Here is a 24,317-nt window from a genome sequence, read left to right on the forward strand (position 1 = left end):
CTCGACGGCCTCGTCGGGTTCGCCGCCCGCGTCATCGACGCCCTCGGCGAATGGGGCGTCGCCCTGCTGACTTTCGTCGAGACGGTGTTCCCGCCGATCCCGAGCGAGATCATCCTGCCGCTGGCCGGCTTCCTCGCCGGCGCCGGGTCGATGAACATCGTGCTGTTGATCGCGTTGAGCACCCTCGGCGCCTACCTGGGCGCCCTGGTGCTCTACGGACTCGGGGCCGGGCTCGGCCTCGACCGCAGCATCCGGTGGCTCGCCAAGCTGCCGCTCGTCGACCGGCACGACTTCGAGCAGGCGGCCGGCTGGTTCGAGCGCCACGGGCGGTCGGCGGTGTTCTTCGGCCGGTTCATCCCGGGCGTGCGCAGCCTCATCTCGCTGCCCGCGGGGGCCGAGCGCATGCCCCTGCTGGTCTTCTCGATCTTCACGATCGTGGGCAGCGGCCTCTGGAACGGCCTGCTGATCGGCCTGGGCGCCGCCCTCGGCACCCAGTACGAGCTCATCGACCGGTACGCGAAGTACCTCGACTACGTGGTGTACGCGGCCATCGCGGGCGTCGTGGTGTTCCTCGTCGTCCGGTCGGTGCGCCGTCGTCGGGCCGGTGTCGACGACGCCTCGCGTGACGCCGTCGATCAGGACGTTCGCGGCTGACGCTCCGTCGCCGTCCAGGCGGCAGGCCGGGACGGTCCGTACCGTGGTGGGCAGACCGACGTCGCGCTCCGCGTGCGGCACCGAGCACACGATCCGACAGGACACCACCATGGGATTCCTCGACCGCCTCCTCGGCCGCGAGCCGCAGCAGGGCCAGCCGCAGCAGCCCTCCGCTCCGCAGGGCTACCGGTACGGCCAGCAGAGTTACGAGCAGCCCGCCGCCCCGCAGCAGGGGTACGGCCAGCAGGGGTACGGCCAGCAGGGGTACGAGCAGTCGGGATACGGCCAGCAGCCGTCGGCCCAGCCCGCCGGCCCCGGCGGTGGCCAGACCCGCAGCGACGACGAGATCGCCGTCGAGCGGTACCGCTACCTGCTGAAGACCGCCCCGCCCGAGACGATCGAGCAGGTGCACGCCGAGGCGTTCGCCAAGCTCAGCCCCGAGCAGCGCCGAATCGTCTTCGACCAGCTGACGGCCGAGTCGAGCCCCGGCGAGGCGCCCCGTGGCGACGACGCCGGCTCGCTGGCCCAGGCGGCGACCCGCTCCGAACTGCGTCGGCCCGGCACCCTCGAGCGCACGCTCGGCGGCGGCGCGCCCGGCCAGCAGCAGGTCGGCCCGAACGGCCAGCCGGTTCGTCAGGGGCCCGGCATGGGCTCGATCATCGGCGGGTCGATCCTCGGCACGGTGGCCGGCTACGTGATCGGTTCGACCCTGATGAGCGCGTTCCTCCCCGACGCGGGCGCGACGGCCGACGGAGGCGCAGGAGACGACTCCGGCGCCGACCAGGGCACCGAGGGCGACGGGGGAGCAGACGGCGGTGCCGACGCCGGCACAGAGACGGCGAGCGACGGCGGCGGGGACTTCGGCGCCGACGGGGGTGGCGACTTCGGCGGGGGCTTCGGGGACTTCGGCGGAGGCGACTTCGGCGGCGGCTTCGACATCTGACACCTGGGCGTCACCCGGGACGGACCCCTCGACGCGGACTACCGTCGAGGGTCCGCCCACCACCCGCCGCCAGGCCCCAGGGAGCACCATGACCAGCACCAGAGTCGCCGTCGTCACCGGAGGGTCCGCCGGCCTCGGCCGGGCCACCGTCCGAGAGCTCGCCGCGCGCGGGTGGGACGTCGCAGTGCTCGCCCGAGGCCAGGACGGACTCGACGGTGCCGTCCGCGACGTCGAGGCCGCAGGGCGTCGGGCGCTGGGCATCTCCACCGACGTGGCCGATCGGGCCCAGGTCGAGTCGGCCGCCGACCGTGTCGAGGCCGAGCTCGGCCCCATCGACCTGTGGGTCAACGACGCCATGGTCGGCGTCTTCGGCGAGTTCCTCGAGACCGATCCCGACGACTTCGAGCGCGCGACGGCCGTCAACTACTTCGGCTTCGTCAACGGCACCCGTGCGGCGCTGTCGCGCATGGTGCCCCGCGACCGCGGCCACGTGATCCAGGTGGGGTCGGCCCTCGCGCACCGCGGCATCCCGCTGCAGGCGTCGTACTGCGGGGCGAAGCACGCCGTCCAGGGCTTCACCGAGTCGGTCACCACCGAGCTGATCCACAACAAGAGTGCGGTGCGCATCAGCACGGTCGACATGCCGGCGCTCAACACGATCCAGTTCAACTGGGTGCGGTCGACGCTGCCCGAGCACCCCCAACCGGTGCCGCCGATCTTCGAGCCCGAGGTCGGGGCCCGGGCCATCGCCGACGTCGCGGACAAGCCGCGACGCCGCACCTGGCTCGGTGAGCCGACCGTCATGACGGTCCTCGGCAACCGCTTCGTGGCGAACTTCCTCGACGTGTACCTGGCCAAGAGCGGGTACTCGGGTCAGCAGGCGCCCGACAAGACCGAACCCATGCTGGCGGACAACCTCTACGAGCCCACGGCCGGCGACCACGGCGCCCGGGGCATCTTCAGCGACCGCGCCCGCAGCACGAGCCCGCAGGTCTGGTACACCCGCCACCGTGCCCTGACCGTCGGCGCCGCACTCGGTGCCTCCGCGGCCGCCACCGCTGCCGTCGTGGGCCGGGTGACCCGGGGGCGTCGGGCATGAGCGCCGCGCCCGAGGTCGACGCGGTCGTCGTCGGCGCGGGTCCGAACGGGCTCGCCGCGGCCGTGGTGCTCGCCCGGGCGGGCCTGCGCGTCGAGGTCGTCGAACGCGCGGACACCATCGGGGGAGGTGCCCGGACCCAGGAGGCCACCCTGTCGGGCTTCCGCCACGACATCTGCTCGGCCGTGCACCCCATGGCCCTCGCCTCGGGTTTCTTCCAACGCTTCCAGCTCGACCGCCGCATCGAGTTGACGGTGCCCGAGATCTCGTACGCGCACCCGCTCGACGGCGGTCGGGCCGGCATCGCCTACCGCGACCTCGACCGGACGGCCGAGGGCCTCGGCAGCGACGGGGCGGCCTGGACGCGTCTGCTGCGAGGACTCGTGGAGCGCGAACCCCGCATGTCGAAGTTCACGATGCGCGAGCTCGTCCGAGTGCCGGATGATCCCGTGACCCTCGCCCGCTTCGGGCTGGCCGCCCTCTCGCAGAGCGGCCCCTGGTGGAACGCCGCATTCACGGGCGACGAGGCCCCGTCGATGCTCGCCGGCGTGATGGCCCACGCCATCCGGCCGATGCCCAGCCTCTCGACCTCGGCCGCCGGACTCGTCCTGGCCGTCCACGCGCACGCACGGGGCTGGCCGGTGCCCACCGGCGGCAGCCAGTCGATCGTCGACGCCATGGCCGACGACGTCCGGGCCCACGGGGGCACGATCACGACGGGCGTGGACGTCACGTCGATCGACGAGCTGCCCAGGGCGCGCGCCACGATCTTCGACACGAGCGCGCGCGCCCTCGCCGACATCGCGGGCAGCCGTCTGCCCGACCGGTACGAGCGCGCCCTCCGTCGCTTCCGGTACGGCAACGCGGCGGCCAAGGTCGACTTCGCCCTGTCGGGCCCCGTGCCCTGGGCGAACGAGGAGGCCCGGCGCAGCCCGACCCTGCACCTCGGGGGGACGCGCGCCGAGATCGCCTCGGGCGAGCACGACGTCGCGTCCGGCCGACACGCCCGCACGCCCTACGTGCTGGTCGCGCAGGCCGGCGTGGTCGACGGCACGCGGGCGCCCGAGGGGCAGCAGTCGCTCTGGGCCTACACGCACGTTCCCCGCGGCTCGACCGTCGACCAGACCGAGACCGTCATCGAGGGCATCGAGCGCTTCGCCCCGGGATTCCGCGACACGATCCTCGCGACGCACAGCCGGACGGCCGTCGAGCTCGAGCGGCACGACCCGAACTACATCGGGGGCGACATCGCCTCCGGGGCGCCGAGCGTCTGGCAGCTCGCGGCACGACCGACCCTGTCGACCGAGCCGTGGCGCACGCCGACGCCCGGCCTCTACCTCTGCTCGTCGTCCACGCCACCCGGGCCGTCGGTCCACGGTCTCGGCGGGGCGTACGCCGCGCGCAGTGCGCTGAAGCACGAGTTCGGCATCGACCGGCTGCCCTACCTCGGCGTCGACGCCTGATCAGGTGACCGTCGGGGTGGGCACCCCGACGCGATCGTGCCAGGATCGACGGATGAGCACCACGCACCGCTTCATCGAGGCCTCGCCCCACGACGTCTTCGACGTGCTAAGCGACGGCTGGCTCTTCCCGAGCTGGGTCGTCGGATCGGCGCGCATCCGCGAGGTCGACCTGACCTGGCCGAGCGTCGAGGCCACCATCCACCACTCGTTCGGCGTCTGGCCGTTGGTCATCGACGACGTGACGACGATCCTCGAGTGGGACCCTCCGGTCCGTGCCGTGTTCCACGCCAAGGGCTGGCCGATGGGCGAGGCCCGGGTCGAGATCGACGTCCGCAACCGCATGGGCGGCTGCTTCGTCACGATGACCGAGTACGCCGTCGCCGGCCCCGGACGACTGGTGCCCAAGCCCCTGATGGACCCTCCGCTGCACTGGCGCAACAAAGAGGCGCTGCAGCGTCTCGCCTGGCTGGCCGAGGGACGCGTCAAGGACCGCGTCTCGCCCAGCTGAGCCGCGCCTCGTGAGGCGACCGCGCCTCGTCCGGCCGACCCGCGCCTCCTGACCGTCGTCCGGACGAGGAGGCGCGGGTGCGGTCTCAGCGCTCGGCGAGCGAGTCGCGCACCTTGCGCCGCAGCACCTTGCCGATCAGCGACCGGGGCAGGTCGTCCACGACGACGATGCGCCGCGGCACCTTGTAGGGCGTGAGGTGCTTGCGGGCGAACGAGCGGAGGGCCGCGACGTCGACGTGGGCACCCGGCTTGGTGACGATGGCCGCGGCCACCTGCTCGCCGCCGGGGGTCGGCAGGCCGACGACGGCCGCCTCGGCGACGCCCTCGAACCGGGTCAGGACCTCTTCGACCTCGGACGGCGAGACGTTGAACCCGCCGGTGATGATCAGTTCTTTGATGCGGTCGACGATGCGGACGAAGCCGTCGTCGTCGATGGTGACGATGTCGCCGGTACGGAACCAGTCGCCGTCGACGAAGACCTCGCCCGATTCTTTCGGCTTGCGGTAGTACCCGCTGAAGACCTGCGGGCCGCGGACGATCAGCTCGCCGCGTTCGCCGGCCGGCACGTCGACCGTGGGGTTCTCGGGGTCGACGACCCGCACCTCGGTGCCCGGCAGGGGCAGGCCGACCGTGCCCGCGCGACGCGTCGGCCCGACCGGGTTGGCCATGAGCACGGGCGAGCACTCGGACAGCCCGTAGCCCTCGACCAGCCAGCCGCCGGACTCGGCCTCCCACGGCTCGACGACGTCGGCCGAGAGGGGCATCGCGCCCGAGATCGCGACGTCGACGCCCTCGAGCGAGACGCCCGCGTCGAGCGCGGCCTTCTGCAGGCGTGCGTAGATCGGCGGCACGGCGGGCAGGAAGGTCGGCGGGTGCTTCTTCATCACCTTGAGCACCAGTGCCGGGTCGAACGCCGGGAAGAGGACGAGGCGGGCACCCATGCTCATGGCGAACGTGAGGCAGAGCGTGAGGCCGTAGGCGTGGAACATCGGCAGCACGGCGTAGACGACGCAGGTGCCGCGCTCGATCGTCGGCACCCAGGCCTGGGCCTGCGCGGCGTTCGACAGCAGGTTGTGGTGCGTCAGCTGGGCGCCCTTGGGCGTGCCCGTGGTGCCGCTCGTGTACTGGATGACGGCGAGGTCGTCGGTGGTCGGACGGGGGTGCTTCGCCTTGATGCGCGAGGAGCCGACGATCTTCTCCCACGGGGTGGTGCCCGACACGGTGGTCGTCAGCCGCTCGCGGGACTCACGGGCCTTCTTGATCGGCAACGTCAGGGCCGCGCGCGTGGCGAACGGCATCGCGCGGGTGACGTCGACCGAGACGAGGTGCTCGACGGCGACGTCGTCGGGGAAGGCCTGGATCGTGTCGACCACCTTGTTCCAGGCGATGGCGACCTTGGCACCGTGGTCCTCGAACTGGTGACGCAGCTCGCGCGGTGTGTAGAGAGGGTTGTGCTCGACGACGATCGCCCCGAGGCGCAGCACCGCGTAGAACGCGACGACGTGCTGCGGACCGTTCGGCAGCACGATCGCGACCGTGTCGCCGTGCCCGACGCCGAGCTTGCGCAGCCCCTCGGCCGCCCGCGAGATCTGGTCGACGAGCTCGGAGTAGGTGGTCGTCGCTCCGAAGAACTCGAGCGCCACCGCCTTCGGGTACCGCGCCGCGGAGGCCTCGACCAGGTCGAGCAGCGAGCCACCGACCGGTTCGAGGTCGTGGGGCACGCCGGGTGCGTAGGAGTCGAGCCAGGGACGAGCGCTGTCGGTGGTCACCGGGCCACTCTATCGACCACCGGGCGTACCCCGTCGGCTCGGTGCCGCCTGACAACCTGACCGGCACGAGGAGGCGCGGCGCAGCATGGTCCTCGACATCACGGAGAGAGGAACGACACATCGTGAGCAAGGTCTGGTTCATCACCGGTGCATCCAAGGGCTTCGGCCGCGAGTGGGCCGAGGCGGCCCTCGAACGCGGCGACCGGGTCGCGGGCACCGCACGGAAGATCGACGACGTCACACCCTTGGTGGACGCGTACGGTGACTCCTTCCTGCCCCTCCAGCTCGACGTGAACGACCGCGCGGCCGACATCGCCGCGGTGCAACAGGCCGCGGAGCACTTCGGTCGCCTGGACGTCGTCGTGAACAACGCTGGCTTCGGCCACTTCGGCATGATCGAGGAGATCACCGAGGACGAGGCCCGCGCCCAGCTCGAGACGAACCTGTTCGGCGCCCTCTGGGTGTCGCAGGCCGCCTTGCCGATCATGCGCGAGCAAGGATCGGGCCACGTCGTCCAGGTGTCGAGCATCGGCGGCATCAGCGCCTTCCCGACGGTCGGCATCTACCACGCCTCGAAGTGGGCCCTCGAGGGCTTCAGCCAGTCGATGGCCCAGGAGGTCGCGGGCTTCGGCATCAAGGTGACCCTCGTCGAGCCCGGCGGCTTCTCGACCGACTGGTCGGGCCCGTCCGCCTCGCGCAGCGACGAGCTCGAGGCCTACGCCGAGGTGCGCGAGGCCGCGTCGAAGCGTCCCTCGGCCGCCGACCCCGGCGACCCGACCGCCACCCGCTCGGCGATCCTCACGGTGGTCGACGCCGACGAGCCGCCGCTGCGCATCTTCTTCGGCAAGGCGCCGCTCGAGATCGCCACGAAGGACTACGAGTCGCGTCTGAAGACGTGGAACGAGTGGCAGCCCGTCTCGATCGAGGCCCACGGGAACTGACACCCGCCCCGTCCCGCACGCCGCGCCTCTTGCCTCCCTGCCCGGGACGCAGGAGGCGCGGCGTCCGTCCGTGGGGACGACGCGGTGCTCCGTCTCGCGGCTCACCGGTCCTTGAACCACCGGACGAGATCGCGGCGGCGGATCGTGGCCGTGGTCAGGGCGGAGGTGAGGACCGCCCCGGCGGCGGCGGCCAGTGGTGCCGCCGTGAGCAGGTGTGCAGGGGAGTCGACGAGCGAGCCCGCATCGAGCAGCAGGGTGAGTGCCGCGACTCCCGCGGCGACGACGGCCCCGCAGACGGCCCAGGCCGCGGTCTCGACGACCACCACGGCGAGCTGCGCCGTCCGGCTCTGACCGGCCTGACGGGCCCCGCTGAGTTCGAGCCGTCGACGACGGACGGACACGACGCCGAGCACGGCGGCCGTCACCGCGGCGACGGCGGGGGCCCCGCGGGGGAGGCGCCCGCCGACGGCGTCGGAGGCGAAGGGCGACCCGAGCGACGCGTTGAGCTGGCCGAGCGACAGGGGAGCGGTCGGGCCGGCGGACGACGATGTCGTGGACCTCAGGAGGTCGGCGGGGCTGCCGCCCTGCGGCCAGGCACGGGCCCAGCACTCGTCGAACGGGCGTGATGCGTCGCCGGGCAGCAGCACGGCGGACGAGAGCCGGCTGTCGCGCCCGTCGTCCGGGTGCACGAAGACCCCGGCGACGGGCAGCGGGCCCTGCGGCGTGCCGAGCTCGTCACCGGGGGCGGCTCCGAGGCGCTGGGCGAGCGTGGGGGAGAGCCAGGCGCCGGCGCGCCCGTCGGAGTCGGCGATCAGGGCCGCCAGACCGGGGGTGACCTCGAAGGTCGACAGTGTGGCTCCGGGCAGGGAGCTGAGCGCGAGGCCGGGGCCCGGGCGCAGGGCGCCGGCGGCGAGGACGTCGCCGTGCCCGGCGAGGGCGTCGCAGGCGGCGCCGTCGACGCCGCCTTCCAGAGCGGCGGTGCGGGTCGCGGCGCCCGAGGCGACGTAGGCGGAGGCGTCGCGGGTCAGGGACGCCACGGTGCCGACGTCCGCGGCGCCGGCGATGCCGGAGGTGGCGGCGAGCAGCAGGGCGAAAGTCGCGAAGCGGGTGGTGCCGGAGCGGATGTCCCGGCCGGCCTCGCTCAGCACGCTCGAGAGTCTCACGGGGTCGTCTCGACGGTGCGCGGTGCCGACCCTGCCTCGGCGTCGAGCCCGGTGGCACGGTCGGTCGGGCCGAGGTCGATCACCCGGGTGCAGGCGTCGCGGGTCTGCGGGTCGTGGGTGGCGACGACGACCGTCGCACCGTCGTCGGCCGCGGCCCGCAGGCGGTCGTTGACGGTCGCGGCGGACCGTCGGTCGGGCTGCGCGGTGGGCTCGTCGACGAGCAGCAGGTCGGGTCGGGTGGCGACGGCCCGGGCGAGCATGAGCCGTTGCGCTTCGCCGCCGGAGAGCTGGGCGAACGGTCGGTCGGCGAGGGGCAGGAGCCCGAAGCGGTCCAGGGTGTGGCGGGCGGCGGGCGCGGGGTCGCGACGTCGCGAGCCGTCGGTCAGCAAGGGGAAGACGACGTGGGCGAGGGTGCTGCGGCCGGGGACGCCCCAAGGGTTCTGGAACACCCAGCCCGTGCGGGTGACGCCGGTCAGGTCGCCGCTGCCGGCCGCGGGGGTCAGTGTGCCGGCCAGCACCGAGAGCAGCGACGACTTGCCGCAGCCCGAGGGGCCGCAGACGGCGACGACCTCGCCGGGGGCGAGGCGGAAGCTGAGGTCGCGGAAGAGCTCGGGCCCCCGGCCGTGTCGGACGGCGATCCGGTCCGCCGTGACCGACGGCCGTGGAGCCCCGTCACCCGCAGGAGGCGCGGCGGTCGTCGACACGGAGGCTCACCTCCGTCGGTGGCTCGGTGCCCTCGGGCAGTCGGACGAGGGAGGCGCCGAGGGTCGAGCCCACGATGTCGACCGGGACGGTGCCGCCCGGCAGGGCGAGGCATCCCGTCCCGGGAGCGTCGCCCGTTCTGACGGAGGCGGCGGGGACCTGGAGGACCGGGATCGGCTCGCGCAGCACGAGGGTGGCGGGGATGGCGTCGTCCGCTGTCGCGACGAGGTCGTCGATACCCTCGGCACCCGCGAGAGCGGCGAGGAAGGCGGGGTCGGTGCTGCCGGACTCGTCGGTCATCGGGCCCGTGGCACCGAGCACGGAGAGGTCCCTCGCCCCTGGAGCGAGGTCGGCCGGCACCGACGAGAGCCGGACGGCGCTCACCGTCGCGGGTGCGGACGCGAGTTCGTCGCCGGGTCCGACGACGGAGCCGAGGTCGGCGCAGCTGGTGACGGGTGTCGTGACGCGGGGGAGGCGGACGACCTGGTCGAGAGGGAGGACGAGGGGCGCGTCAGGACGGGTGATGCCGACTGTCTTGAGTAGTGCCGCCACGGCGCGGGCGGGGCCGGCGCCGAGACGGCCGTCGCTGCCGACGGGGTGTCCGAGCCTCGTCAGTTCGTCTTGGGGGGCGCGGACGTCGGCGCCGCGGTCGCCGAGCTGCAGGTCGCGGTAGAGCGGCACGCTCGTGTTCAGGCCGAGCAGCGGCCGTTCGTCGACATGGGCCACGACCGTGCCCGAGTCGAGGCTGCCGCCCGGTGTGCAGGGGCGTCGGGTGAGGACCCCGCCGACCGGGCTCGTCACGCCGACGGGATCGCCGCTCACGAACGAGACCTGCACCTTGCGACCGTCGTCGAACGAGCTGTGTGTCGCCGGCGCCGTGTCGCCGGGCGTCGCGGTGGCGAGCACCGACGGCGGTTCGACGGGGGCCAGCCCGACCGCGAGGCAGGCCCCCGCCGCGACGAGCGCGACCCCGCACACCGCCGCGACGGCGACGACGTGTGCCTTCACCTCTGCCCGGACCCGACGGCGAAACCGACCCGGGTGAAGCAGTCCTGGGCCTCGGGTGAGTCCGCGTCGAACGGGAACGGCTCGTCGCTCTCGAGGTCGGACTTCAGTGCTGCCTCGTCATAGTCCTCTTCCGTGACACCGAGCTCGGCCAGACAGCGCGTGGCCACGGTGAGGGGATCCGCGATGAGGTCCGGGTTGCTCTGCTGGACGGAGAACAGCGACTCGATGGGTGCCAGCTGTGCCGAACACTCCTTGCCCGCCTCCATGTACTCCTCGACGTCGTCTCGAGTCGAGAGACCGTCGGGTGGGGTGATCTTCATCGTGCCGTTCTTGTTGCGGGCATGCTCTTCGTCGGCATAGCCGACGTCCTTCATGCACCGTGTGTAGAGGTCGAAGGCGGCGTCGTAGTCAGCTTGAGGGATGCTGCCCGTCGTGACGGCACGTTCCAGGACCTCGATGACGAACGGGTCCTGTTCTTGCTGGAGTTGGCGTTCGAACATCTCGATCAGACTTCCCGCCATCTTCTCGTCGCTCTTTCCGTCGTCGTAGGTGCTCGACGTCGTCGAACAACCGGCGAGGAGCAGGGTGGCGATGAAGATGGCGCTGAGCGTTCGTGTGCGCGACATGAGACCTCTCGATCCGGATGACAGGTGGGTGAGGGGAGGGCGGGCGTCCGGACCCGCCCTCCCGGAGTGGATCAGCGGAACTGGTACCAGGCCTCACCGGAACTCAGGCCGCAGCTCGCTTTCGCCCACGTGCTCGACGAGGCCCAGCCCGACAGGAACGACGCGCATCCGTGCTGCGCGTACGAGCGACCCTGAGTTCCGCCGGATGTCGTCGTGGAGGCGCTGGCCTGGACGAGGGACACGGACGCTGTGCCGGACCCGGCGGCCTGGGCCGGGACGCTCGTGGCGACGGCACCGCCGAAGGCGAGCGCGGTGGCGAGGACGACGGTGCCGAGAGAGCGGCGTCGCGTGATCTTCATGGAATCTCCTTTGACTCGATCGTCGCCCGGCTGGACGGCGTGACCGATACTTCTCGTGTTCGACAAACATGTCAAGTGTCGGAACGACTCGGGATTCGCCGCCGCGAGAAGGCGTCGGGATCACCCAGCCACCGCGGCGCATGATCGAGGCATGCCCGCTCTGACCGAACCGCTCCGCGCCCGCCTGCAGTACACCTTCAACGGGCAGTACACCGGCACGCCCGAGTGGGTCACCGACCTCGAGAAGGGCGACGACGAGGGGTTCTTCCTGCCGGGCTCGGCGGTGTGGGCCGTGCACGGTGCCATGTCGACCATCCCCGCCGGCGTGCGTGCCCTGCTCGTCCAGGCTCTGCACCCGGGGGCGCTCGCCGGCGTGCACGACCACTCGCGCTTCCGCGAGGACCCGCTCGGTCGCCTGGCCGGCACCATCCGCTGGATCTACACCGTCTCGTACGGCAGCCGCGAGGCCGCCACCCATGCGTCGAACTGGGTGTCGCGCCTGCACACCAAGGTCGTCGGCACGTACGACGACCGGAACGGCGTGAGCCACGACTACGCCGCCAACGACCCGGAGCTGCTCAGCGGGGTGCACATGGCCTTCGCCGACTCGTCCCTCGCCGCCTCCCTCGAGTGGGGCCGCGAGCCGATCCCGGGTGGGCCCGACGCCTACGTCCGCGAGTGGGCGACGGCCGGCGAGCTGATGGGTGTGCCGAACCCGCCGCGCAGCGTCGCCGAGATGCAGCAGCAGCTCATGGACTTCGACCGTCGAGGCGTGCTCGAACGCACGGCCCGCACCGACGACGTCGTGAAGTTCATCAAGCGCCCGCCCCTCTTCCCCGCGCTCAAGGTCGGCTACCCCGTCCTCTTCACCGGCGCGGTCGGCACCCTGCAGCCGCGCTTCCGCGAGTTGCTCGGGCTGCGGGCGCCGCACGTCGGGCCGATCGACCTGCCGACCCGGGGGCCGGCCCAGGCCATGCTCGCCGGTGTCGGGGGAGTCCTCGGCACACGACCCGTCGCCGAGGAACACGCCCTCGCGCGGCTCGACCGCATCGGGTGGACGGCCGCCTGACGCGTGGCTCGACGTCGGGCGGCCGCGACCGCACGGCCCCCTGACCGGGGAGGGCGGGGCCGGGCGCCCGCTGGCAGGATGAGCCGGTGACCGACACCAGCCCCCTCGCCGACGCGGCCGACGAGGGCGAGGCGACCCGCGCCTCCTCGGCTCGTCGGGGTTCGACGGGACGGCACCCGACGGCGCGGTGGCTGCTCGAGCTGCTGGCCATCGTGCTGGTGGGGCTGCTGTTGTCGTGGGGCGTCCGCACCTTCCTCGTGCGCAGCTTCTCGATCCCGTCGGGGTCGATGGAGCAGACGCTCATGATCGGCGACCGGATCATCGTCAACGAGCTCGCCCCCGGCCCGATGCCGCTGCACCGCGGCGACATCGTCGTCTTCGAGGACCCGGGCGGGTGGCTCGGCTACGGCGACGACGCCGGGCAGGACCTGGTCAAGCGCGTCATCGGGCTGCCGGGCGACCACGTCAGCTGCTGCGACGCGGACGGGCACGTGCTCGTGAACGGCGAGCCGCTGGACGAGCCGTACCTGACCCTCACCGAGGGCGGCCGCCGGGCCTCGGCGACCGACTTCGACGTGACCGTGCCCGAGGGGGCGCTCTGGGTGCTCGGCGACAACCGTGACCATTCGGCGGATTCGCGCGCCCACCAGACCGGGCCCTACGCGGGCTTCGTGCCCGTGGACGACGTGATCGGGCGGGCCTTCGTGATCAGCTGGCCGATCGAGCGGTGGCAGCGGCTCTGACCCCGCCGGCAGGACCTGCCCTTGGGCTCAGCCCGCGGCGATGAGCCGGTCGCGCACCTCGCGCCGTAGCACCTTGCCGATCAGCGACTTCGGCAACTCGTCGAGCTGCACGACCCGACGCGGCACCTTGTAGGCCGCCAGTTGGCTGCGCGAGGCGTCACGGATGACCTCGGCGTCGAACGAGGCGCCCGGTTCGAGCACCACGGCCGCGACGACGTCCTCGCCGCCGCCCGACCGGGGCAGGCCGACCACGGCGACCTCGGCCACGCCGGGGGCGTTCCGCACGGCCTCCTCGACCTCGGAGGGGGCGACGTTGAAGCCACCCGTGACGATGAGCTCTTTGATGCGGTCGACGATCGTGACGTAGCCGTCGGCACTCATGGTGACGATGTCGCCGGTGCGGAACCAGCCGCCCTCGAGGAAGGCCTCGGCGGTCTCGTCGGGGCGGTTCCAGTACCCGCGGAAGACCTGCGGCCCCCGAAGCAGCAGTTCACCCGCGGCCCCGGCGACGACCGGACGGCTCGGGTCGGGGTCGTCGCGGTCGACGACCATCGCCTCGGTCGACGGGAACGGCACGCCGACGGTGCCCACGCGGCGGGTCGGGCCGATCGGGTTGCCCAGGGCCACCGGCGAGGTCTCGGTCAGACCGAAGCCCTCGACGAGCATGCCGCCCGTGACGCCCTCCCAGGCCTGGACGACCGCCGTGGGCAGGTTCATCGCGCCCGAGATGGCGAAGCGAGCCGACGACAGGTCGACCCCGCGCTCGCGGGCAGCGTCGGCCAGGCGTTGGTAGATCGGGGGCACGGCCGGCAGGAAGGTCGGCGGGGGCTTCTTCGCGGCCTTGAGCACGAGGTCGACGTCGAACTTCGGGAAGAGGACGAGACGTGCTCCGATGCTCATCGCGAAGGTGAGGCAGAGCGTGAGGCCGTAGGCGTGGAAGAACGGCAGCACGCCGTAGACCGTCTCGTCGCCGTCGACCAGGCCGGGCACCCAGGCGCGGCCCTGCGCGGCGTTGCTGCGGAGGTTGCGGTGCGTCAGGATCGCGCCCTTCGGCGACCCCGTCGTGCCGCTGGTGTACTGCAGCAGGGCGATGTCGTCGACGTCGGGGCGCGGGTGCTTCTTGCGCAGCGGACGGTTCGACAGCAGGCCCTGCCAGGTGACGTCGCCCTCGGCGCCGTCGGTCAGGGCCGCCCGGCTCTTCTTGGCGGCGGGCACCGGCAGCTTGAGGGCGAGGCGCGTGCCGAGTGGCATGCCCTTCGTCACGTCGACCGAGACGACGGTCGAGAAGCCGATGTCGGCGGGCAGGGCGCGCAACCGGTCGACCAGTTTGTCCCACGCGATGGCGATCGTGGCGCCGTGGTCCTCGAAGAGGTGGCGCAGCTCGCGGTCGGTGTAGAGCGGGTTGTGCTCGACCACGACGGCGCCCAGGCGCAGCACGGCGTAGAACGCCACCACGTGCTGCGGGCTGTTGGGCAGGATCAAGGCGACCCGGTCGCCGCGACCCACGCCGAGCCTCCTGAGGCCCTCGGCCGCGCGCGCGACCTGGTCGCCCAGGTCGCGGTAGCTGGTCTCGCGGCCGAAGAACTCGAGGGCGGGCTTCTGCCGGTACGTCGACACGGCGTCGTCGATGAGGTCGACGAGGCTGCCCGTCACGGGCTCGATGTCGGCGGGGCCGCCGGGGGCGTAGCCGTGCAGCCCCGGGCGGTCGATCGGGGCGGGCATGCCCCCCCCTGGGCAGGGCCGGGGATGAACCCCCGGGGGGCGCGGGGCGCGCCCCCGGAGGCGCCCCCGGTCGGGCCCGCGCCGGGCGGGGGGCCCGCGCCACCTCAGCGGGCGTCGCGCCCGGTGAGGGCGAGCAGGCGGATGCGCAGCGGGGCGTCGTCGTCGACCGGGACGGGCGAGGCGAACAGGCCGGAGGCCTCGAGCGCGTCCTTCTGCGGCGCGAACACACCCCAGACGGCCTCGACCAGCGCGTCGTCGAGTTCTTCGTCGGTGCCCACGGCACGGGCGAGGTCCCAGGTGTGGATCGTGACGTCGGCGACCTGCTCGGCGAGGTACTCGTGCACGGGCACCACGTCGGCGCTCAGCCGTACCTCGGCATGGGGGTCGGCCTCGCTCCAGGCGGCGGTGGCCGCACTCGACCACCGGTGCCAGGCCTCGACGAGGTCGTCGCCGAGCGGCTCGATCGAGTTCTCGGCCTCGGCGGGGTCGCCGCCCTCGAGCAGCAGCGGCACCCACTGCTGCTCGCGCGTCACGTGCCGTACGAGGTCGCGCACCTTCCACTCGGTGTCGGGCGTCGGCGCGTCCCAGTCGGCCACGGCCTCGACGCGGCGGGCGAACTCGTCGTGGGCGGTCTTCTGCAGGGTGATCCAGTCGACGGTCATCGGGAGTCCTCTCGGGGTGGGGCGGTGGCTCTCGGCGTCAACCGCGCGGGACGGCACGGTGTTCCCGAGAGCACTGCCCCGATGGTAGGACCGTCGGCTAGGGTCGTCGGCATGACCCTCGGCCTCTCGATGCTGGCGCCCCTCGCGGCGTTCGTGGAGGCCGTGCTCTCGTCCGGCGGGGCGCCGCTGTCGGCGGTCGTGCTCGTCGGCCTGCTCGGCGCCGCCACCGCGGCGGTCGCGCTCGGCGTCGCCCGTGTCGTGCTCACGCTCTGCGGGCTGGCCGGGGCGGTGCCCGAGGTGACGCTCCGCGAAGAAGCCGGCACGCGCCTCCTCGTCTGGCGACGCGACCCCGACGCCCGTGGGCACGTGCGGTCCCGGGCTCCCGGGCGGGCCGTCCCGGCCGCCTGAGCGCACCCGCGCCCGCGTCGATCCGAGATCCGCGTCGATCCGACGCACCCGGCGGCCAGAAGACACCCACCGTCTCTCTGACCGAGGAGCCCTCATGGACCTGTCCACCTTCCCCCCGATCGCCGTCGTCCTCGGCGGTCTGCAGTCGCTCGTCACCACCCTCGGCGTGCTCGTCGACCCCGTGGTCGGGGCGTCGGCCTCCGCCGTCGGCATCGTGCTGCTCGCCCTGCTCGTCCGCCTCGTGCTCGTGCCGGTGGGCGTCTCGCAGGTGCGCGCCGAGCTCGCCCGCCGTCGACTCGCCCCGGCGATCGCCGACCTCACGCGCCGGATCACCGCCCCCGAGGCCCGGAGCAAGGCGCTCATGGCGCTCTACGCCACCGAGAAGGTGTCGCCGCTGGCCGGCTGCCTGCCGACGCTCGCGCAGGCCCCCGTGCTCACCGCGGTCTACTCGCTGTTCGCCCACTCCGAGATCGCGGGTCACGCCAACACCTTGTTGACGCACACGCTCGGCGGTGCGGCGCTCGGGGCGAACCTGTTCGTCACGCTCGGGACGGGGCTCGCGGCGGTCTGGCCGTACCTGGTGCTGCTCGTCCTGCTCGCGATCGTCGTCGAGCTGAGCCGGCGCGCCACGGTGCGGTTCACCGGATCGGCGGCCGGCCCGACGGTGGGGCAGGGGCAGGGGCAGGGGCAGGAGGCGCTCCCCGGCATGGCGGGCGTGCTGCGGTGGTTGCCCTTCGTCAGTGTGCTCTTCGCGGCGTTCGCTCCGCTCGCGGCCGCTCTCTACCTCGTGACGAGCGCGGCCTGGACGCTGGGGGAGCGCGCGGTGCTGCGCCGGGTGCTCGCGCGGTGACGCGGAAGGGCCCGCCCTCGCGATGCGAGAGCGGGCCCTTCGGGACGCTGCTGCCTACGCGGCGAGCGTGAACTGGATCTCGAGCGTGACGGTGACGTCGTTGCCGAGGGTGAAGCCGCCGGCCTCGAGGGCCGCGTTCCAGGTGACGCCGAACTCGGTGCGGTCGATCTTGGTGGTCGCCGAGAAGCCGAGCTTGGTCTGGCCGTAGCCGTCGACGACGAGGCCGCCGAACTCGCTCTTCAGGGTGACGGGCTTGGTGACGCCGCGCAGGGTCAGGTCGCCGTGCACGAGGAACGCGTCGTCGCCCTTCTCCTCGATGCTGGTCGACACGAAGGTCATCTTGGGGTGCTCTTCGGCGAGGAAGAAGTCGCCGGTCTGCAGGTGACCGTCGCGGTCCTTCTGGTTGGTGTTGACCGAGGCCACGTCGATCGAGGCGGTGACCTTCGAGGCGGTGTGGTCCTCGGCCGTGACGAGCGAGGCGTCGAAGGACTCGAACGAGCCCTTGACCTTGCTGATGGCCAGGTGGCGGACGCTGAACGAGACCTCGCTGTGCGTGGGGTCGAGGTTCCAGGTGCCGGCGGGGATCTTCTCTGCGGTGATGGTCATGGTGTTCTCCTGAATCTGTGAGGTCGAGGTCGATGACGTGTCATCGAAGCTGGTACGAGTATATGCAAGCGCATCCAGCCGGACAACATTCCCGGGGTGTCCGGAAGATGTCGAGGGGGTGTCGGCCGGCCCGTCCGAGGTCGGGCCGGCCGCGGGGTCACGCCGGGCGACGCTCGGGCGAGACCGTCTTGCCGGGGTCCTTCTCCGCGAGGTCGCCGAGCGCCTCGTCGATGCGGGACATGACGTCGGCCGGCAGCACCACACCCGCCGCCTTGACGTTGTCGGCCACCTGCTCGGGGCGCGAGGCCCCGATGATCGCGGACGCCACGTTGTCGTTCTGCAGCACCCACGCGATGGCCAGCTGGGCCATCGAGAGGCCGAGGTCGGCGGCGATCGGCTCGAGCTTCGCGACGCCGGTGAGCACCTCGTCGGTGAGGAAGCGCTTGATCGTGTCCGCGCCTCCCTTGTCGTCGGTCGCGCGGCTGCCCGCGGGCAGCTCGGCACCCGGCTTGTACTTGCCGGTCAGGACACCCTGGGCGACGGGCGACCAGACGATCTGGCCGAGGCCGTGCTGCTTGCTCGCCGGCACGACGTCGGACTCGATGACGCGCCAGAGCATCGAGTACTGCGGCTGGTTCGAGATCAGCTGCACACCGTGCTCGACCGCGAGCTCGTGGCCGGCGCGGATCTGCTCGGCCGTCCACTCGCTGACGCCGATGTAGAGCGCCTTGCCGGCACGGACCACGTCGGCGAAGGCCTGCATGGTCTCTTCGAGCGGGGTCTCGTGGTCGTAGCGGTGGGCCTGGTAGAGGTCGACGTAGTCGGTGCCGAGGCGACGGAGCGACCCGTCGATCGACTCGAGCACGTGCTTGCGGCTGAGGCCGACGTCGTTGTGCCCGCGGGGGCCGGTGGGCCAGTAGACCTTCGTGAAGATCTCGAGGCTCTCGCGACGCTCGCCCTTGAGGGCGTCGCCGAGGACCTGTTCGGCCGCCGTGTTCGCATAGGCGTCGGCGGTGTCGAAGGTCGAGATGCCGGCGTCGAGGGCCGCGCGGACGCACTGCGTCGCCACGTCGTTCTCGACCTGGGACGCGTGCGTCAGCCAGTTGCCGTAGGTGATCTCCGAGATCTTGAGTCCGCTGTCGCCGAGGTGTCTGAATTCCATGACCCCACGCTACGCGTCGCGGCGGGCGCAGCGAAGGGGGGTGCGGCCGACTCGGAAGGCGTACAGTGACGATTCATCAGATCATGTCCCCCGACTGGGGGACACCATCCGTCGGACGCCGCGGTCCCACCCGGGGGCGGGCGTCCAGAGCTCCCGCTGACCCGACCCGACTGGAGCACCACCGTGACCTCCGCCCCGCCCCTCGCGGCGCCCGGCCCCGTCCTCACGCCGACGCTGCCCGCGACGCCCACGCCGTTCGTGCCCAACCGAGGCGGCCTGCCCTCCGGCCCGGTGGACGACGCCTCGGCCGCCCTGCCGTGGGCCGACTGGTCGAGCCTGCAGTGGGCCGGTTTCCTGCTGCTCGCCGTGCTCGTCGCCCTGGTCCTGCTGGTCTCGATCCGTCGCATCGTGCACAGGCTCCACCTCGTCCGCGAGCAGGAGGAACTCGGCCACCGCGACCTCGACGGCCCGGTGCTGCCCCCGGCGCACGCCTTCACCGCGCTGGTGCCGGCGCGTGGCCCGGCCGGCCTGGCCGTCACCCTCGACCCGCTGGCGCGGCAGCAGCCCCCCCACGTGCGCGTCCTCGTCGCCGTCGATCCGGACGACACGCTGACGCTCGACGTCGCGTCCTCCGCCGTGCGGCGGCACCCCGGGCGTGTCCAGGTCGTCCGAGCGGGGCCCCGCGCCGGACGTCCGCCCGGGGTCGCCTCGTCGCTCGTCGAGGCGCTCGCCGAGGTCGGCGACGGCGTGGTCGGGGTCTTCGCGGCGGGCGACCGCCCCCCCCCACGGCTCGTCCCCCTCGTCGACTCGGGCCTGACCCGCACCGACGCCGACGCGGTCCCGCACGCCGGTCGGCCGGCACGCGAGGCGGCGCCCTGGTGGGCGCCCCGGTCGGCCGTCGGCCGGTGGTGGTGGTCCCGGTCGGTGGTCCGCTCCCACGGTCGGGCCGGCTTCGTGCCGCTGTCGGACAGCACGCTCTTCGTGCGTCACGCCTGGCTCGCGTGGTCGGGGGGCTGGGATGCGACCTGTGTCGAGGCGGGCCTGGACCGCGGCGTCCGCGTGCCGGTGGCCGGGGCCCGCGTCGTCATCGCGACCTCACCCGAGACGACCGCCGTCGGGCGTTCGCCGGGCGGGCTGCGCGGCCTGGCCCGTGCCCGGTCGTCGTGGGTCCGGGGTTGCCTGCAGGTGCTCGGCCACGGGGACTGGCGTCGGCTCAGGCCGAGGGTGCGTCGCCGTGCCCTCGGTATGCTCACCGAGCCGCTGCTGGACGCCGGCGTGACGATCGTGACGGCCTCGGCACTCGTGTCGACGGTCCTGGTCGGCGCGCCCGCCCCCGTGATCGCGCTCGCGGCGGTGCCGGTGCTGCCCTGGATGCTCTCGCAGCTCCTGGACGTCGGGGGCACGACGGAGGCGGCCGCGGAACAGGGGCGGCGGGCGACGGGGCGGGAGCGCCTCCTGGTCGTCGTCGGTTCGGTGCCCGACCGGCTGGTCACCCTCGTCGCCGTCGCGGCGGCGGTCGGGGCGGAGCTCGCGACCGTGCGGCCGAGGGTCGAGGGTCCGTCCGCGTCGGGCGACCCGATCCGCGGCGGTCGACCCGTCGGGGTCGACGGACCCGCCCTCGGATGAACGGCAGATGTCGGCTCTCTGGCAGTTGGCCCTGATGTGCGTACCCCGACCAAACCGATTCCGTGATCCCCCCCGAACCGGTGTCATGCCCGAACCCGAGTACCCCGTTCAGGGGGCACGTCCCGCCCGTGCCGCCTCGACGAACCCGACACCATCCCTGCGCCTCGTCGCCCGGGTGAAGGAGCTCGCGACCTTCGGCGCCGTGGGCGGGATCGCCTTCGTCGTCGACGTCGGCGTGTACAACCTGCTGCGCGCCACCCTGCTCGACGACAAGCCCATCGGCGCCAAGGTCGTCTCGGTGATCGTCGCAACGGCGGTCGCCTGGCTCGGCAACCGCTACCTCACCTTCCGTGAGGGCCGCACCCAGGCCGTCGTCCGCGAGGCCGTCACCTTCGGCCTCGTGAACGTGGGCGGCCTGCTGATCGCCTCGGCCTGCCTGTTCGTCTCGCACTACCTGCTCGGCTTCACCAGCCAGCTCGCCGACAACGTCGCGGCCAACGGCGTCGGCCTCGTGCTCGGGACGGCCTTCCGGTACGTGGCCTACCGCCACCTCGTCTTCCGCGGCTCGTCCGCGGTCACCCCCCCGGCCGACACCCCCGACGCGTCGGCCGCGTTCGCCACCGTCACCGGCTCCCGGCCGACCGACGAAACCACCCGACAGAACACCACGCAGACCCACCTGCACCCGACCCACTGACTGGAGAGTGATCCTGTGTCGACTGACCCGACCCAGATCCCGACATCACATCTCGCGGCAGGCGAACCCGCGCCGCTGCTCACCCCGCAAGCACCCGCCGACCCGTCCCAGTTCGTCCCGAACCGTGGCTCGACCGGTGCCGCCGAGTCCATGATCGGCTTCCAGTTGCCCGACTGGTCGCCCCTCGAATGGATCGGCTACTCGTCCCTGATCGTCGTGACGATCCTGCTGACCGCCGTCGCCGTGTCGACCCTCTGGTGGATGCTCCACGCCTGGCGGTCGAAGGACAACCTCGACGACAGCCAGTTCAGCGAGAACCCGCTCGACGCCGCCCATTCGTTCACCCTGCTCGTCCCCGGCCGACACGAGGAGGAGGTCATGGGCCAGACCCTCGACCGTCTCGCCCAGCAGGACCACCCGGACTTCGAGATCATCGCCATCGTGGGCCACGACGACCCCGGCACCGAGCGGGTCGCCCGCGAGGCCGCGGCCCGTCACCCCGAGCTCATCCGCGTGGTCGTCGACTCGAGCGTGCCGAAGAACAAGCCCAAGGCGCTGAACCTGGCGCTGCAGTCGTCGCGCGGGGAGATCGTCGGCGTGTTCGACGCCGAGGACGAGGTCCACCCGCGCCTGCTGACGCTCGTCGACTCGCGGTTCACCGAGACCGACGCCGACGTGGTGCAGGGCGGCGTCCAGCTGATGAACTTCCAGAGCAGCTGGTGGAGCCTCCGCAACGTGCTCGAGTACTACTTCTGGTTCCGGTCCCGCCTGCACTTCCACGCCAAGGAGAAGTTCATCCCGCTCGGCGGCAACACCGTCTTCGTGCGCAAGGACTGGCTCGACTGGTCCGAGGGCTGGGACGCCGAGTGCCTCGCCGAGGACTGCGAGCTCGGGGTCCGCCTCTCGAGCGCCGGCGCCAAGGTCGTCGTGGCCTACAGCCCCGAGGTCGTCACCCGCGAGGAGACCCCCGGCACCTTCGTCTCGCTGCTCAAGCAGCGCACCCGCTGGAACCAGGGCTTCATGCAGGTGTACGGCAAGGGCGAGTGGAAGAAGCTGCCCCGTCTGCGCCAGCGCCTCATGGCCCGCTACCTGCTGACCATGCCGTTCATCCAGGCCGCCACCGGTCTGCTGATCCCCGTCTCGATCATCCTGATCCTGACCACCAAGGTGCCGACCGCCATCGCACTCGTCTCGTTCGTGCCCCTGGCTCCGACGCTCGTGCTGCTGGCCGTCGAGTTCACCGGTCTGCGCGAGTTCGGCCGGGTCTACGGGCAGAAGGTCCGGGCCCGGGACTACTTCCGTCTCGTCTGGGGCCTGCTGCCGTACCAGATCTTCCTCGCGCTGGCCGCGGTCCGGGCGGTCTTCCGCCAGCTGAAGGGCCTCAACGCGTGGGAGAAGACCGAGCACACGGGAGCGCACCGCGACGAGGTCGCGACCGAACCGCAGGAGGCGCCCCGCGCCTCCCAGCAGGAGCCCGCCCTGGCCATGACCGGAGGTGACCGATGACCAGCACGCTGAACCGCCCCCGCGCGGCCGACACCACCGTGTCGAACGGCCCGGGCACCCCCGTGGTCCCCACCAAGGACCCGCGGCGCTCCGAACCCGCGTCGTGGTTGCGTCGGCACGGCGCGAGCCTCGCGTGGCTGCTGCCCGTGCTCGCGATCGCCGCCGTCGTCATGGCGTTCAACATGGACGGCTCGCCTCAGCGCATCGACGACGAGGGGACCTACGCCGCCCAGGCCTGGGCGATCCAGAACCTCGGCGAGATCACCCACTACACCTACTGGTACGACCACCCACCCGTCGGCTGGCTGCAGATCTCGGCCTACACTGCCTTGACCGGTGCCTTCTCCCGCTACGACGTCGCCGTGCTCGCGGCTCGTGAAGCGATGCTCTTCTTCACGGTCGTCTCGGTCGCGCTCGTCTGGCTGCTCGGCCGCAAGCTCGGGCTCAGTCGTCCCGCGGCCGCCGTGGCCGGTCTCGTGTTCGCCGTGTCGCCACTGGCCCTGCAGTTCCACCGCACGGTCTACCTCGACAACGTCGCCACCCCGTGGTTGCTCGCCGCGTTCGTCTTCGCCCTGAGCAAGCGGTACCAGCTCGCCGGCTTCGCTGCGGCCTCGCTGTCGTTCGGCATCGCGGTGCTCTCGAAGGAGACCTACCTGCTCGCGCTGCCCTTCCTGGCCTGGATGATGTGGCGCGGGGCCGACACCTCGACCCGTCGGTACACCTTGTCGATCGCGGGCAGCCTGCTCGTGCTCGTCGGCCTCGGCTACGTCGCGCTCGCCGCGGTGAAGGGCGAACTGCTGCCCGGCGCCGGCCGGGTGAGCCTGCTCGAGGGCATCCAGTTCCAGCTCGCGACCCGCGAGGCCAGCGGCTCGGTCTTCGACACCGGCAGCCTGTTCTTCGCCACGGTGTCGCAGTGGTGGCAGCTCGACCAGGTGCTCATCGTGCTCGGCACGCTCGCCTCGATCGTCGCGGTCTTCATCAAGAAGGTGCGTCCGCTGGGCGTGATGATGGTCTTCCTGATCGCGTTCATGTTCCGCCCCGGCGGCTACCTGCCGGTGCCCTACGTGATCATGCTGCTGCCGTTCGCGGCGCTGCTCGTCGCGGCCGTCACGGACCACGCCGTCAAGGCGTTCCGTGCCCGCCGGGCCGGCGCGCTCTCGACCGCGGCCACCCGCACCGGCTCGGTCGCCTGGCTCGCCCTCACCCTCGCGGCCGTCGTCGCGATCGTCCCGCTCTGGGCCGTGCAGTTGCGCGGCTTCCTCGACGCCGACCTCGACGCGCCCATGCGCAACGCCGAGAGCTGGGTCGAGACGAACGTGCCGAAGGACAGCCGCCTGCTGGTGGACGACGCCGTGTGGGTCGACCTGGTCAAGGCCGGCTTCTCCCGCGACAACGTGATCTGGTTCTACAAGATCGACACCGACGGTGCCGTCCAGGCGCAGTCGCCGAACGGCTGGCGTGACTCGGACTACCTGTTCGAGACCGAGTCGGTCCGCACCTCGGGGCCCACCTCGCCCGAGATCCGCGAGGCCCTCGCGAACTCGACCGTCATCGCCTCGTTCGGCGACGGCGACCAGCAGGTCAACGTCCGGCAGATCGACAGCCAGGGCGCCGCCCAGGCGCAGACCGAAGCGGACGACGCCGCGTCGGCCCGCGCGCAGGCCGGGGCCGAACTCGCCCAGAACCCGAACCTGCAGATCTCGTCCACCCTGTCGTCGGCGCTCTCGGACGGCCGGGTCGATCCGCGCGCGATCATCGTGCTCGGCCAGCTCGCCGCCCTGGGGCCGATCTCGGTCGCCGATCCCGAGGCCCTGCCGGGCGAGCAGGACGCCCTGTTCCGGCAGTTCGACGTCACCCCGCAGGGCGGTCAGTCCGTCGACGAGCTGCAGGCGACGCTCGAGGGTCTGGGCAGCGTCTACGTCCCCGAGTCGGTCGTCCCCTCGGGTGACGGCCTCCGCGTCACCTTCTCGGCCGTCGCCCCGACCGGCGTCCTCTCGAACTGATCGCCACGCCGGTGCCCGTCCTCGGGCGGGCC

General features: G+C 72.4%; 24 protein-coding genes. 14 read left to right on the forward strand and 10 right to left on the reverse strand.

The window, feature by feature from the left end:
• The 5 genes from AEQ27_RS00965 to AEQ27_RS00985 form a co-directional block, all read left to right on the forward strand.
• On the forward strand, positions 1-654 hold a 654-nt coding region (locus tag AEQ27_RS00965), incomplete at its 5' end, for a DedA family protein (protein WP_054144981.1).
• 109 nt (positions 655-763) lie between these two features.
• Complete coding sequence (locus AEQ27_RS00970; protein ID WP_054145003.1) at positions 764-1,597, forward strand: hypothetical protein; 834 nt, start codon at positions 764-766, stop codon at positions 1,595-1,597.
• Between the two features lie 88 nt (positions 1,598-1,685).
• Positions 1,686-2,696 carry an SDR family oxidoreductase gene (locus AEQ27_RS00975; RefSeq protein ID WP_054144982.1) on the forward strand — a complete coding sequence of 337 codons (1,011 nt, stop codon included), beginning with the start codon at positions 1,686-1,688 and terminating at the stop codon, positions 2,694-2,696.
• Complete coding sequence (locus tag AEQ27_RS00980; RefSeq protein WP_054144983.1) at positions 2,693-4,156, forward strand: NAD(P)/FAD-dependent oxidoreductase; 1,464 nt, start codon at positions 2,693-2,695, stop codon at positions 4,154-4,156. Before AEQ27_RS00975 ends, AEQ27_RS00980 begins: the two co-directional genes overlap by 4 nt.
• 52 nt (positions 4,157-4,208) lie before the next feature.
• Entirely contained in the window at positions 4,209-4,664 is a 456-nt protein-coding gene (locus tag AEQ27_RS00985) for an SRPBCC family protein (protein ID WP_054144984.1), read from the forward strand.
• Positions 4,665-4,749: 85 nt separating this feature from the next.
• Here the strand turns inward: AEQ27_RS00985 and AEQ27_RS00990 are convergent, their stop codons facing one another.
• Positions 4,750-6,432, reverse strand: coding sequence for a long-chain-fatty-acid--CoA ligase (locus AEQ27_RS00990; RefSeq protein WP_054144985.1), 1,683 nt, complete (start codon positions 6,430-6,432; stop codon positions 4,750-4,752).
• Positions 6,433-6,554: 122 nt separating this feature from the next.
• Between AEQ27_RS00990 and AEQ27_RS00995 the strand changes: the two genes are divergently transcribed.
• Positions 6,555-7,373, forward strand: coding sequence for an SDR family oxidoreductase (locus AEQ27_RS00995; protein ID WP_200908300.1), 819 nt, complete (start codon positions 6,555-6,557; stop codon positions 7,371-7,373).
• Between the two features lie 101 nt (positions 7,374-7,474).
• On the opposite strand, the gene AEQ27_RS17585 is transcribed toward AEQ27_RS00995, so the two are convergent.
• The 5 genes from AEQ27_RS17585 to AEQ27_RS01020 form a co-directional block, all read right to left on the reverse strand.
• Positions 7,475-8,536 (reverse strand): hypothetical protein, encoded by a 1,062-nt coding sequence (locus tag AEQ27_RS17585; RefSeq protein ID WP_054144986.1) that lies wholly within the window; start codon positions 8,534-8,536, stop codon positions 7,475-7,477.
• A complete protein-coding gene (locus tag AEQ27_RS01005; protein ID WP_152970068.1) occupies positions 8,533-9,240 on the reverse strand; it encodes an ATP-binding cassette domain-containing protein in 708 nt (235 codons plus the stop codon). Before AEQ27_RS01005 ends, AEQ27_RS17585 begins: the two co-directional genes overlap by 4 nt.
• A complete protein-coding gene (locus AEQ27_RS01010; protein WP_054144987.1) occupies positions 9,209-10,246 on the reverse strand; it encodes a peptidoglycan-binding protein in 1,038 nt (345 codons plus the stop codon). The genes AEQ27_RS01005 and AEQ27_RS01010 overlap by 32 nt, the downstream gene beginning before the upstream one ends.
• A complete protein-coding gene (locus AEQ27_RS01015; RefSeq protein WP_054144988.1) occupies positions 10,243-10,872 on the reverse strand; it encodes a hypothetical protein in 630 nt (209 codons plus the stop codon). Before AEQ27_RS01015 ends, AEQ27_RS01010 begins: the two co-directional genes overlap by 4 nt.
• A gap of 71 nt (positions 10,873-10,943) precedes the next feature.
• Entirely contained in the window at positions 10,944-11,231 is a 288-nt protein-coding gene (locus tag AEQ27_RS01020) for a hypothetical protein (RefSeq protein WP_054144989.1), read from the reverse strand.
• Between the two features lie 151 nt (positions 11,232-11,382).
• Here AEQ27_RS01020 and AEQ27_RS01025 point away from each other — a divergent pair, with 151 nt between their 5' ends.
• Both AEQ27_RS01025 and lepB read left to right on the forward strand, forming a co-directional pair.
• A complete protein-coding gene (locus tag AEQ27_RS01025; RefSeq protein ID WP_054144990.1) occupies positions 11,383-12,300 on the forward strand; it encodes an oxygenase MpaB family protein in 918 nt (305 codons plus the stop codon).
• A gap of 86 nt (positions 12,301-12,386) precedes the next feature.
• On the forward strand, positions 12,387-13,043 hold the full coding sequence (gene lepB / locus AEQ27_RS01030; protein WP_235450932.1) for a signal peptidase I: 657 nt from the start codon (positions 12,387-12,389) through the stop codon (positions 13,041-13,043).
• A 27-nt stretch (positions 13,044-13,070) separates the two neighbouring features.
• Here the strand turns inward: lepB and AEQ27_RS01035 are convergent, their stop codons facing one another.
• Together AEQ27_RS01035 and AEQ27_RS01040 are read right to left on the reverse strand one after the other, a co-directional pair.
• On the reverse strand, positions 13,071-14,765 hold the full coding sequence (locus AEQ27_RS01035) for a long-chain-fatty-acid--CoA ligase (protein WP_054144991.1): 1,695 nt from the start codon (positions 14,763-14,765) through the stop codon (positions 13,071-13,073).
• Between the two features lie 104 nt (positions 14,766-14,869).
• Positions 14,870-15,427, reverse strand: coding sequence for a TIGR03086 family metal-binding protein (locus AEQ27_RS01040; protein WP_043594186.1), 558 nt, complete (start codon positions 15,425-15,427; stop codon positions 14,870-14,872).
• 111 nt (positions 15,428-15,538) lie between these two features.
• On the opposite strand from AEQ27_RS01040, the gene AEQ27_RS01045 reads away from it, so the two are divergent.
• Together AEQ27_RS01045 and yidC are read left to right on the forward strand one after the other, a co-directional pair.
• Positions 15,539-15,835 (forward strand): DUF6412 domain-containing protein, encoded by a 297-nt coding sequence (locus tag AEQ27_RS01045; RefSeq protein WP_054144992.1) that lies wholly within the window; start codon positions 15,539-15,541, stop codon positions 15,833-15,835.
• A 94-nt stretch (positions 15,836-15,929) separates the two neighbouring features.
• Positions 15,930-16,685: a membrane protein insertase YidC gene (yidC, locus tag AEQ27_RS01050; protein WP_054144993.1), complete on the forward strand. Its 756-nt coding sequence runs from the start codon at positions 15,930-15,932 to the stop codon at positions 16,683-16,685.
• Between the two features lie 54 nt (positions 16,686-16,739).
• Here yidC and AEQ27_RS01055 read toward each other — a convergent pair whose 3' ends face one another.
• Together AEQ27_RS01055 and AEQ27_RS01060 are read right to left on the reverse strand one after the other, a co-directional pair.
• Positions 16,740-17,291 carry a YceI family protein gene (locus tag AEQ27_RS01055; RefSeq protein ID WP_054144994.1) on the reverse strand — a complete coding sequence of 184 codons (552 nt, stop codon included), beginning with the start codon at positions 17,289-17,291 and terminating at the stop codon, positions 16,740-16,742.
• A gap of 157 nt (positions 17,292-17,448) precedes the next feature.
• Positions 17,449-18,453: an aldo/keto reductase family protein gene (locus tag AEQ27_RS01060; RefSeq protein ID WP_054144995.1), complete on the reverse strand. Its 1,005-nt coding sequence runs from the start codon at positions 18,451-18,453 to the stop codon at positions 17,449-17,451.
• 183 nt (positions 18,454-18,636) lie between these two features.
• On the opposite strand from AEQ27_RS01060, the gene AEQ27_RS01065 reads away from it, so the two are divergent.
• The 4 genes from AEQ27_RS01065 (at position 18,637) to AEQ27_RS01080 (ending at position 24,285) form a co-directional block, all read left to right on the forward strand.
• Positions 18,637-20,079, forward strand: a complete 1,443-nt coding sequence (locus AEQ27_RS01065) for a glycosyltransferase (protein WP_054144996.1) — start codon at positions 18,637-18,639, stop codon at positions 20,077-20,079.
• A gap of 85 nt (positions 20,080-20,164) precedes the next feature.
• Complete coding sequence (locus tag AEQ27_RS01070) at positions 20,165-20,776, forward strand: GtrA family protein (RefSeq protein ID WP_082383125.1); 612 nt, start codon at positions 20,165-20,167, stop codon at positions 20,774-20,776.
• 15 nt (positions 20,777-20,791) lie between these two features.
• Positions 20,792-22,282 carry a glycosyltransferase gene (locus tag AEQ27_RS01075; RefSeq protein ID WP_235450933.1) on the forward strand — a complete coding sequence of 497 codons (1,491 nt, stop codon included), beginning with the start codon at positions 20,792-20,794 and terminating at the stop codon, positions 22,280-22,282.
• Positions 22,279-24,285, forward strand: a complete 2,007-nt coding sequence (locus tag AEQ27_RS01080) for a glycosyltransferase family 39 protein (RefSeq protein WP_054144997.1) — start codon at positions 22,279-22,281, stop codon at positions 24,283-24,285. The genes AEQ27_RS01075 and AEQ27_RS01080 overlap by 4 nt, the downstream gene beginning before the upstream one ends.
• The last annotated feature ends 32 nt before the right edge of the window (positions 24,286-24,317 follow it).

This window comes from Frigoribacterium sp. RIT-PI-h (assembly GCF_001297205.1).
Classification (GTDB): domain Bacteria; phylum Actinomycetota; class Actinomycetes; order Actinomycetales; family Microbacteriaceae; genus Frigoribacterium.